Here is a 12,440-nt window from a genome sequence, read left to right as displayed (position 1 = left end):
ACCCTCGACGCACTTATAATTCGCATAAAACGCGTTTATAATTCGTATAAAAATGGAGCGCATGAAAAATTCAAACGCTCCAAATTTAAAATAGATTATTTATTATTGCGACGCTTGCGATGGTGCTTGCCAGTCTTTACAACCGCGAGACCGATTGCTGCGATTGCTGCCGACAAAATACCAGCGGATGCAACACTAGACGTGTCACTACCAGTCTTGGCGAGCACAGGCTTTGACTCTGGCTCTGGTTGCGGCTCTTCTTGCTCAGGCTGCTCCGGCTGCTCAACCTCAGGCTCTATAACTTGAGCTTCAGGAATCACAGAAGGCGCAAAATCTGGCACAAACGGAATCTCAGGCGTTGGAACAGGCGTTGTATCTGGCTGCTCCGGCTGTGGCGCTGGAGTTGGCGCTGGCGTGTACTCAGGAATCACATCAATTTCCATAGTAATTTCCGCGTCGCGACCGTACTTGTCGGTAGTAGTAAACTTTAGCTCAACTTTTGGCTTTCCGTTCACAATCTTTGGAGTGCCGGAAATCTTGCATTCAGTACCATCGCAGATTGCATTAATGCCGTTTACAGAAGCTAAGCCTTGAGCAATTAACTTGTTAATAGTTACTTCCTGGCCGTCTACTGTAACTGTTGTGTTATTCACATCACCTTCAGTCATGTTTTGCAATCTGAAGTTCGTGAAAATACCCTCGCGAGCAGAACCACTAAGCTTAAACTTCATAGGAGCCATCTTCTCGAAGTTTGCAGTAATAGTGGTTTCGTACGTTGGCTGTGGCTCAGGTAGAGAAGTCTCAGGATTTACACCTACACTGCGCAAAAGCTGCTTCAAGGCTTCAAAGCTAGACTTCTTGGAGCTTCGAATTATCTTTGCAATAAATGGTTTACCCGCAACTTCAGCAGCTTCAGCAAGCTCAACAAGCTCAGCAAGCTTATCAGTATTATTAATCTCCAATGGATTAGTAATATTTTGCGCTAGTAAGTTACTCAATGCAGCTAAAGTACTTTTCTTAGATCCGCGAATCAACTCAGCTAAGTAATACTTACCATTACTTTCCGCGATTTTAGCTAATTGTTCTCTCTTCGCTTTATAAAGTTTCTCTGCATTCTCCTTTTCAGCCTCACTAAGCAGATTCTGCAATGCAGCCAAAGTGGAACTATGCGAATTACGAATAATATTAGCTACAAACGGCATACCACCAACAATAGCTATATTAGCTAATACTTCACGCTCTTTACTAGTAGCTTTACGCTGATCTGCTGGAGCTGCTGGCTTTTCAATCGTCTTAGACGACCAATCCTTGAACACGTATCCCTTATCAGCAAGCACATCTGGAATATAATCCTTTATTGCAGACTCTTTGCCATTACGCACCCAGTATGTGTGCATTGGCGACTGCATGGTTCCGCCCTCGCCAGCTACATACGTTACTTTCGTGTAGTTTTCAGCAATAAATTCATATTCCTTCGTACCTTTTTCTGGCAAATCTTTATCCGCAATAACTTTTGGAAGCACACGAATATGTACCTTAACAGGAACTATTACCTGTTCCTTCTTATCATTCGTGCGAGTAACGTTTACTACGACAGTGGTAATACCAGGCTTAGTAATTGCTTTGTTAATATCGTATACGCCAGCACCTTGCACGCCAACAATATTAGGATTCGAATTAGCATCATTCCCGTGCACAAGCTCATCAGGACCAGGTATGCCGTCGCCAACGCTTAGAACAATATCCGAGGCGTTCACGTCGTCAACACGCGCCTGTTTTGCAACATATACGCGGGTTTCTTTTTTACTATAATCAGGTGAAGTGGCCGTGAGTTCGTTGCCGGCAGCCCCATAAATAGACCAGCCACCAAAGCCTTTAAGCTGAACACCTAAACCATCAACTTTATTATTAATATCGCTATAATAGTTACTACTTTCTGGATCAAAGTAGAACACCTTCGGATTGGAAGTGCCGTCGGTCCACCTTCTACCAAAACCTGGTAAGAACAAATGTGGCACGTAATTATCCGGAATCTTCTCATTGGTGCCAGGCTCCAACACGTTATCCACTTTTCTAAAGACAGCTTCGAACTTGGTGTTTTCAGTAAACGACATCTTAGCAATTTGTTCTTTAGTGTAAATATTATCCTTTGATGAATTCCCCGTTTCAACAGAACGTATTACACCAGCACCTGTTGTGTTAGGTGCAGATGCATACAAAGCTACCATTGGCAAAGCAGGAGCTGCAGATGAGGAGGTAGATGCAACAGGTTTCACAGTAGGTGTAGTAGACGCAATACTGCCCTTAACCATCTTCCAGCCAACAAACTCGTAGTGGAAGCTTCTTTCATCGTACTTTTTGCCAGTAGCTTGAGGAGCTTTTATTCCTGTAGTATTGGTTTCTTTACTAGCATTCAAGATGTAATATTCTTTACGGCCCGAAACAGTACCTTCAGTACTATTTGGATTCTCAAACTCTACCTTAACGTATTTATCAGTATTATTTGTAACAAGATTAATCTCACCAGATTCGCCAATAACTGGTGTATCATAATTCTTCTTAATATCATGCTTAGGAGCAGGCTTAGTATCATCCTTCGGCAGACTTTCTGGGTACATCAACTGATAAATAACCTTAAGGCGAGCAACGAGATTATACGGTTCAGGCTTAGCACCATCCTTGTAATTTACTGTAACCTTTAGAGGCACAGTGTACAAAGAAGGCTTAGAAAGCATTTCATTCTCAAATTCTTCTGGCGTCTTACCTTTCGGCAAATCGTAGTCAAATTTTACGTCTTCTATCTCGCCTTTCTTTTTCGCCTCTTTCAAAGCATCAAAACTTTCCTTTGTCAAATACTTTTCTAACGCCGGAAGCTCACTCTTACCTTGCACAGCAACCAAGTAATCAGTCTGAACTTTTGGCTTTGTCCAAGGAGTTTGATCTGCCACGAACTCTTGGAATGGCTTATCAACTTTCCAATCCGAAACATTGTCTATAGGCGTTACTTCCTCTTTGCCATTAATCATTTTGCTTCGAGACCACTTACCAGTAGGGTTGGTGAGATTGTTTTGAAGGAAATCTAACGCCTTTTCTTCTGTAGTGTTACCATCGCTATCCGTAACTTTTACTGTAATATCAGCAAGATTAGCGCCCTTCTTTACGTAGAACACCTTAGGGCCGTCTGAGCCGTCCTTCCACTTTCGTTTTGGAGCAGGCTTGAATATTGCAATTACAGAATCCTTAGGAACTGTTCCGTTGTCAGACGAACTGGAGAAGTAGTCGATTCGCTTGTAAATAGCGTGGTAAGTTACGCCGTTGTCTAAATTGACATTCTTGTAACGGTCGCTTGAATTTATATCAAACGTCTGCTCTTGCTTCTTCTCCTCTGGCTTCTGCTCATCTGGCTTCATCGTGCCAGAAGAAGGCGTACTAGCAGAAGGCGTACTAGTAGTCGGCTCTACAACCTTAGTCACCCAACCCTTGAATACGTAGTGGTAATGCTGGCCGTTATAATCCTTACCGAAAGCTTGCGGCACGCGGATTCTAACATCCTTATTCTTATAAACGTAAGCAGTAAGCGTAGTTATTCCGCTAGTAGAAGAACCAGTATTACCTCCATCGTGACCAATAATAGTGCCTTCATCATTCTTACCGGTAAAGGTAATCGGCACGTAGTCGTCAGCATGCTTGCTGCCGTACTCTGTAGCCTTAAACTTACCCCAATCGCTTGCGTACACCAAATCTGGCAGCACGCGGTACAGCACTTCAGCTGCAGCAGTGTTGCCATCAAGATGTACTTGCACTTTAATCTTGTGCAAGCCCGGAGTGCTGTCAAACCTTTCGCCAGGCGCAAAGCTGAACTTAGCGTTACTTGGATACTTATCAGCATTCTTTATAAGCTCTTTAGCTGAATTATCATCCAGACTCAAAGCATCTGTTGGTTTCAAAACCTTAGTATCGATTGCAACAGGAGCTTTTAGCTTGAATTTAACAGTGTAAATAACCTTCGGATTAGGTTGAGACTCAGAAAGAATTGGCAGACGGTCGAAACCATCAGTATGTGTTTGCCCACCATGTCCATCATCTATATAAATCTTAGAAGTCCAGACATCAAACTCATATCCAGGCTTCGCTTTAACTGTTGGAAGCGGCATCTGATATGCCTTCGTGCCCTTAATTGCGTCGTACACAAGAGCAGAGCCGTCGGCTACATTACTTCCTTGCCAGTCAACAACGCTACCCATAGAGCCTTGGCCATCAGCCACTTTAAACACGTAGCGCGTGTAGTTGGTTGGGCGAGATTGAGCATCATCCTGGCGCTTAAGCACGCGAACGTCTTTATATTTGAAGGTGTATGTTTTTTCGCCAATCTGCTTGCCATCTTTGCCAATAGCGTATTCAATATTCTGCTGCGTAGTTTCCGGCATAAAGCCTTCAATCGGCTTGTAGAACGCTACGTCGTACTTTCGATTTACAGAGCTGACTTCGCTTTCTGGAAGAAGATCCTTGCCGTCTTGATCAATATACTTTACCTTATACTTGCGCGTATTGTACGTTTGGTAAATAAACTCGCCAGTATTCTGATCCTCGTCCTTCGAGGCTTCAAAGCTCGTGAACTGCTTATCTGGGAAGTGCGTTTCGTCACTGTAGACTGCTTCCGCATTGTAGCGCAAATGCTCGCGCAAGCCGGAAACCGTTTGAGTAGAAATGTGGTCCACCATCGCGGCTTTGGCTGATTCGGAAAGACCAGGCTGCTTATAGTCAGTAAACGTGTACCCTGGCTTTAAGAATATATGCTTAAAAGTACCGTTGTAGCGAGTATCCTTAACCCACACTGCATCAAGCGTTATATCTTCTACTACTTTGTTGCCAAAAGCGTACGGAAGTTTTGTGCCGTTCTTGTCAATTTCCCAGCCGTAGAAGTCGTAGCCTTTGCGTGTTGGAACCTTTATATCTTTATTTTCCTTAATAACATAGTAGTGATCGAACTGCTGTTTCGTAACTACGTTAGAGTCCTTTATTTCATTGCCGTTTTCGTCAATTTCAGGCATGTGGTAGTTAAGCGTTACAGTGTGCTTAATATCAGTTGGCTTACCCCACGCAGCGTAAAGCTTAATGCCGTTGACTGGCATTGTAAAATCTTTAGCTTTGCCTTTAGCTTTGCCTTCGCCTTCAGTACCTTCACTATTGTCATTTATCTTGCCATTTATAAGATGAATACCGGCTTGATCAACAGCCCAGCCTTTAAACACGTAGTCTTTTGGCAAATTTTCAGGGCGAACGATGGAGTACTTAGTACCATTAAGCGTGAAAGTGTACTTGCCGTCGAACTGCTTAGACGTATCGTCAGCATCGTCTTTAGTTACAGAAGCATCGTAAGACTTAACGTTGCCACCGTCGTAGTACAAGTCTGCATCTTCGCCCGTCAATTTAGCATTGCCGCGCTTAGTCAAGCTATACTCAAACGGCAGTTCTTCTGTAGCAGCGACATTATCTTTTGTTATAGCATTGCCGTCCGCATTATAAAACTGCACAGCGTACTTCTGGCGGTCGTACCTAAACTCAAGTGGTTTGTTATCATCAAATTCAGTTGCATCACCAGTATAACCTTCTTGTTCATCTACTGGAACGCCCCTATACTTTCGAAATGCTAAATGATACTTTTTAGCAAAAGCTTTCTGCTCATCCTCACTTAAATCATCCCACTCCCCATGATCATGAGATTCGTTATACCACTCTTCCAGCTTACCTTCAAAGTCGTCTGAATCTAACGCATCACCAACTCTTGCCGTATCATAACCATCAGCAGGATTAAAACCAGCAATAGATGGAGCTGGATAATCATAGTCACCGCTAGGAGTATCATCTTTGCTATAAGAATCGGTAGAAAGCTCATAATCGTCCTCGCTTATGTCACCACCCTTTTTAGCAGAGGCAATACTTTGCTTCCTAATAATCACCTGTATAGGCTGACTTTGATTACTTTTATCAGCAGTAAGCAGACGCTGATTATCTTTTAACTCGTGTGTAACTTGAGGGTTATGCTCAGGGTCATCGCTAATTTTAGGTATTACTTTGTCTTTTGGATTTTTTTTAAAAGCAGCACGCCAACGAGGGTCAGCAAATTCTTCTTTAGTAAAACGATACGGAGGAGTGTCACGATACTTTACAACCCCTGCAAATCCAAGCTGCCACCCTAAAGAGCCTTTTCCCTCTTCACTAAAATATAATTCATTTACATCAGGCCAAATATCAGTAAGCTTTTGACCGTAACGAACATTTACGCGGTAGCCTTTATGGTTAATCTCAGTGCCATGCTCATCCTTGTCTTTACCAACATACTTATCTGAGCAACCGCCACCGCCAGCATAGCAATAAATAGTTGTTTTGCCGTTTTCATCTTTTCTTTTTATAGCAGCATTGTCACCATTATCTACGCCAGCCGGCTTAGCAAAAATAAGCTCATAAGTATTGCGATCGTAAACTAAGTTAAGAGTGTTGTTTAAGTCGTTCGCGCAAAGCTTCGCTTTACTACGTTTGCCTAAATCTGGACGACCCGGCACAAAATCATGTTGCTCATTGTTAAGCTTTTTAGTAAGATCCTTATTCACGTGGAAGTAGCGCGTGAATATGTCCTTGTAAACTCTATTATCCCAATTAGGGGTTTTAGCATCAATAGGACCTGTAACATAATTACCGCTAGAATCTTTAAGGTAATTGCTTTCGGCACCAGGATTAGTGGTATCATACCCTTCCAAGTTTGTTACGTGCGTATCGTTCATCCAGTTGAACTTTGCAATTAAGCCAGTTTCGTGTTTAGAATCTTTGCCTTGCAACTCTTCTTTAGTTAAGCCAAGCTCCGGGTTCTTTACATACTCAGTTTCGCTTGCGCCATTAAGCTTACTAGCATCATCAACAACGCCAGCGTCATTCATCTTATCAAGCGCAACTTCACTGTCTGTTTGCACATTCTTGCGCTCAACAAGGCCAACAAAGTCGTAGTTTACAAGCGAATCCGGATGCTCTTTGTCAACCAAATCTGCCTTTTGCACCCACACGTTCACGCGGTAGCTGGTAGCCTCGTTAGCCGACCAAGCTGCGCGGAATTGCACATTGTGATCCGGCATCTTGTAGTTAAGCGCTTCATTAGTTACAGACCTATTAGAAGTACTTGAGCGATTAGCACTCTCCCCCGGTTCTACTATCTGCCAGCCAAGGAACGTATGACCACGATATGTAGGCTCTGGAACCTTAGGCACTTTCTGTCCATAATACACTTTTTGAGCAGTAACATCCGTGCCGCCAGCAGAATCGTAAGTAACTTCATAAGCTTTACGGTAATAGCGAAGGTTCAAAACTAGCTTGTCTTTTTCGTCTTCAGAATCCGAAAGGGGCGAGCTAATAAGATTATGCTCCGGTTCGTAGCCTGGAATATACGTTGAAACAGCTGTTACATCCGAGCCAACTGTGCCCGTAATCTCAGTAACATGTATAACTTCTTTAGTTGTTGTAACGCTGCCATCGTCGTTGGTGGTTTTATGTTCTACAACAATTGGTTTGCCGATATTAGGCGCTTCTTCAAACTCATCTTTATTGTCAAGCTTTTGCAACAAGTGACGCACATAGTACTTAGCTGTTTTAGGAGCGTAGTTGATGTTCAACTCGCCGTAGTACTGAATACCGTCGTCTGAACCCGACTGCGTAGACGATGTATTCTGCGAAGTTTGAACACTATTATTGCTTTCAACAGCCTGCCTTTTCTTTACAGCGTAATCCGTAATCAGCTTCTTGCTTAAACGCAAGTAGCGAATAGCATCCGCATCCGTGCCATCGTCAATAACGAACTTGCTGTTAGCTCCCTCAACTTTTTTAACGTAGTACTGGTAATCCCCAGAATGATATACGGACGGGCGGTATCCAGCAGCTTTTGGAAGCTCAATGTATTCATATTTGCCGTCTTTGCCGAGATTATTTAAGAAGCCTTCGTCAATCGTAAGCTCGTACGGCTGCACAAGCTGCTTATTCGCAGCACCGCCAATCGTATAGCGAATTTTCAAATTGTACGTAGCTTTTGGCTTTTTGTCGGTTTGTACCTGACCATTGGCTTCACTGGTGCTGCCAGCCTCTGGATTATCTGTATTCGGCTTAATTACCTGACTATTTGGATCAGTTGCTGTGTTATTAGTTGCTGAGCCGGTGTTTGTTGTGCCAGTGTTCTGTGTGCCAGCGCCCTGTGTACCAGCGTTCTGCGTAGAAGCAGGTGAAGGCGTTGGATCATTGTTCGAAGTAGACCTAGGCTCTGAAGTAGGTGTTGAGCCAGCAGTTGAAGGAGCGCCGTTTTTATTTGCTCCTTGAACACCTGTATTTGTACCTTCTGCACTGCTTTGCGAACCTTGTGCAGCGGCATTGCCTTGTGTACTTGGCTTTTCCGCAGTTGGGTTAGCTGTAGTTCCAGCACCAGCATTAGATTCTGCACCTGCCGAAGATGTGGAAGCAGAAGGTGCAGATACATTACCTGCAGGAGCCGCAGACGGAGTTTCAGGTACATTATTTGCAGGAGCCGCAGGAGCACTTGTTGTTGTAGTTACAGTATGCTCATTCGCAGGATTAGTGTTCTCAGAATCAGTATTCGAAGTAGCAGGCTTTGCGCTTTCAGCATTTCCAGACTGCGCATTTGCAGGCTGCTGATTTTCAGCTGGATTAACCTCAGCAGGCTTAACGCCACCAGCATTTTCTTCCGGTTGCTTTGTTTCTGAAGGTTGCTTTGCATCTTGTTTCGCAGTTGGCGTTGATTCAGGCTTTACTTCTGTTGACTTCGCATCTGTTGGCTTCGCATCTGTTGGATCTGCGTTTTCTTTCTCAGTCTTTGCAGCAGGCTTTGCACTTGCAGTCTGTGAAGTTTCTGGTTCTGCAGATTTATTCGCTGCAGGAGTCTCAACTGATGGCTTTACTTCTGGCTGCTTAGCTTTCGAAGAATCAGAGGACTGAGCAGTAGATTCTGAATTAGTTGATTCCGGCTTTGTAGCTACTGTACCCTTAGCAGCTGTCTCCGTCTTTGGTTGTTGCGCAGTTGTATCTGGCTTCGCAGTATCTGGCTTCGCAGTCTTTTGATTATCTTGCCCAATAGCATCAGCAGTATCAACACCAGCAGGAGCACCAACAGCAGGATTAGTATCACTAGAAGCATCACCACTTCCATCAACCGCACCACTGTCAGTACCAGCACCAGCATTATCACCAGACACACCGGTCGCACCATTACTACCGGCAGAATCAGCACCATTGCTTCCGTCAACACCAGCACCGGCCACACCAGCACCGGCCACACTATTATTAATAGACTTCATTGCTTCTGCAGCAAGTCTATTAGCCGTACGCTTACTTAAATCACTTGAAACAGGTGATAGCGGCTCAAGAAGATTCTTATGAGTTTTTTTAATTGATCTACGAACTACACTCTCATCTGCCAAAGTACGCTTATACTCTGAAACCTGAGCTGCAGCAGAAGAAGGAAGAATCATGGCAAGAGTCGAAACGAGAACCATAGATGCAGCTGTAACATTTTTACGGTTCACTCTTTTATGAACTTTTTTACTTCTTTTTTTAGCATCAACTTCATTAACGTTAGCGCTCATACTAATCCCTACACAAAGCAAAACACTATTTGTAACGTACACTTATAAATTAAGGGCACAAAACTCTTGGCAGCACTTATACCTAAGCATTAAGTATTTAAACATCTCAATGCATATATGCAAACAAACTATACATATGGTATTGACAGTCCAAGTACGAATTATACCAACACATGCTTACAAAAAATTGCAATAATAGCAATGCCAATAGCAATATTTACAGCAACAATTCCGGCAACAATTCCGGCAACAATTCCGGCAACAATACTGGCGACAAAACCAGCAAAAATACCAGTAACAAACCAGTAAAAATACCAGTAAAACTACAATCTAGGCAGATACTTCTCAAGTTCAAAAGGCGTTACCTGACGACGGTATTCTTCCCACTCTTGATGCTTATTACGCAAGAAGTATTCAAAAGCATGCTCGCCAAGCACACTAGCCACAAAATCAGATTTCTCCATAATCTTCAAAGCTTCATCCAAAGATTCAGGAAGCGGCTGAATGCCCATTGCCTGACGCTCAGCATCAGTAAGTTCCCAAACATCATCGCTTGTAGGATCACATAAAGTCATCTGCTTATCAATACCATCCAAGCCAGCAGCCAAAAGCACAGAATATGCAAGATAAGGATTTGCTACAGGATCGAGCGCACGGAATTCCATACGGCAAGAATTACCCTTACCAGGCTTGTATTGCGGCACGCGAAGAAGCGCAGAACGATTACTATGACCCCAGCAAACATAGCTAGGAGCCTCAGCACCTCCCCAAAGTCGCTTATAGGAATTCACATACTGATCAGTAACAGCGCAAATTTCCGAAGCATGATGCAAAATACCAGCCGCAAACTGACGCGCAATAAGCGACATATTAAACTCTTGACCAGCCTCATAAAAAGCGTTAGCATCCCCTTCAAACAAACTCAAATGAGTATGCATACCGGAACCAGGCTGATCCGTTAAAGGCTTAGGCATAAAGCTTGCATACATTCCACGCTCAAGAGAAATTTCCTTAACCACAGTGCGGAAAGTCATAATATTATCTGCTGTAGTAAGAGCATCCGCATAACGCAAATCAATCTCGTTTTGGCCAGGGCCACCCTCATGATGCGAATACTCAACAGAAATACCCATTTGCTCAAGCATGCTAACAGCACTGCGACGGAAATCCATAGCTGAGCTTCTAGGCACGTGATCAAAATACCCGCCCTCATCAATAGGAACAGGAGTTTTAGACCAATCATCCTGAGCTTCGAACAAATAAAACTCGATTTCAGGATGCACGTAGAAAGTAAAACCTTTTTCTTTTGCTTTAGCGAGCGCAGTCTTTAAAACGTGACGCGGATCTCCAAGAGACGGCTCACCATCTGGAGTCAAAACATCGCAAAACATTCTTGCTGTACCCTGAGGGCCACCATGCCAAGGGAGAATTTGGAATGTAGAAGGATCCGGCTTGACAATCATGTCATCCTCTAAAATACGAGTCATGCCTTCTATGGCAGATCCGTCGAATCCTATACCCTCTTCAAAAGCTGTTTCTAGTTCAGCTGGAGCAATCGCTACAGATTTTAACGTTCCTAACACGTCTGTGAACCATAGGCGAATAAATCGTACGTCACGCTCTTCAACCGTACGTAAAGCGAACTCTTGCTGTCTATCCATAATCTACAGTCCAATCATATACACGTTAGGCATTGTTATTGTATTCTCATTATCCCCTATATATATAAGTTTTTATAAATATAAGCGATGAATTTACCTATTGTTAATTTGTTATAGTATAAAAATTACGATATAAATCTATTGCATTTATAATCCATACTTGCTGAAATATTTTTTGCAAATCGATAGCGCACCGTCAAAAGTTATATCTTCAGGGTCAAAACTTTCAACAGAAGGATGAAAATCTTTCATAGTTTTCAGTCCTAAAACAACATCTTCTACTTCTTCAGATAAGAAAGTTAAAGCTACAGGAGAAGGAAGAAAAGCATCTCTTTTTTCGCCGTACTTATACATTGAAGTTTCAAGTTTATTAGCTCGATTAACAATAAGTATCATTTCCATATCGCCAAGTAAATCACTTAATCTTAATACTGCGGCTTCAGGCTCATCATTATCGAGATTCTTCAATAATGCGACAGCAGCAGTTCCAGTCATAACGCAAATAGACGGGATCTGCGAGATTTTACAAAATGCTGATAATAAATCCGCTCCCTCGCAATATGTGATAATTATTGCAGAACGAGCTTTTTGTCCGGTTAAACCTTCAAGAGTATCTTCAAACGACGTTTCCTCTTCGAACTTTCTAGCAGCTTCTTCAGCTTCTTTGCTGCGATGCATTTTGCTTAAATCTATAGTATCGGGAATGTCGTCATATATTCCATACGAATCGCTAGATTCTGAATCATCGGAAGAATCGTCGGCAGAATTATCAGCAGAATTATCAGCAGAATCCTCGGAAGAATCGTCTGCAGAATTTCCAGAATTACCAGCATCGTTCACACTATTTGCATTATTAAATTCGCGTTCGAAACTGGCTAATGCGGCATCAAGCTCAGCATCCGTAAACGACGTTCTCATACTAGAACTATCACCCTTTGATGAAGAATTACCTAAATTATTCTGCTTATTCTGCTCATTTTGATTATTCTGCTCATTTTGATTATTCTGAGAATCTTCATTAGAATACAAAGATTCCTTATCGTCGAATTCCTTACTCATCCCTATGCAACTCCTCTTTATTTGCACAATTATTTACACAATTTAACAAACTCATACAATGCGTCTATACAACAATAAAACAATT

General features: G+C 42.7%; 3 protein-coding genes. All 3 read right to left on the bottom strand.

The window, feature by feature from the left end; genetic code table 11:
• Positions 1-95 precede the first annotated feature (95 nt).
• Positions 96-9,635: an InlB B-repeat-containing protein gene (locus tag BFS05_RS04430; RefSeq protein ID WP_103084778.1), complete on the bottom strand. Its 9,540-nt coding sequence runs from the start codon at positions 9,633-9,635 to the stop codon at positions 96-98.
• A gap of 323 nt (positions 9,636-9,958) precedes the next feature.
• On the bottom strand, positions 9,959-11,296 hold the full coding sequence (gene glnA / locus BFS05_RS04425) for a type I glutamate--ammonia ligase (protein WP_103084777.1): 1,338 nt from the start codon (positions 11,294-11,296) through the stop codon (positions 9,959-9,961).
• Between the two features lie 147 nt (positions 11,297-11,443).
• Entirely contained in the window at positions 11,444-12,355 is a 912-nt protein-coding gene (locus BFS05_RS04420; protein ID WP_103084776.1) for a hypothetical protein, read from the bottom strand.
• Between the last annotated feature and the right edge of the window lie 85 nt (positions 12,356-12,440).

Source organism: Gardnerella coleohominis, from assembly GCF_002896555.1.
In the GTDB taxonomy this organism is placed as follows: domain Bacteria; phylum Actinomycetota; class Actinomycetes; order Actinomycetales; family Bifidobacteriaceae; genus Bifidobacterium; species Bifidobacterium vaginale_F.
The sequence above is the reverse complement of the archived record's forward strand: the minus strand, read 5'-3'. Positions and strand labels throughout refer to the sequence as shown.

Coding starts and splice junctions, on each gene's coding strand:
- glnA (WP_103084777.1), bottom strand. CDS start 11,296: ATGGATAGACAGCAAGAGTTCGCTTTACGTACGGTTGAAGAGCGTGAC.
- BFS05_RS04420 (WP_103084776.1), bottom strand. CDS start 12,355: ATGAGTAAGGAATTCGACGATAAGGAATCTTTGTATTCTAATGAAGAT.
- BFS05_RS04430 (WP_103084778.1), bottom strand. CDS start 9,635: ATGAGCGCTAACGTTAATGAAGTTGATGCTAAAAAAAGAAGTAAAAAA.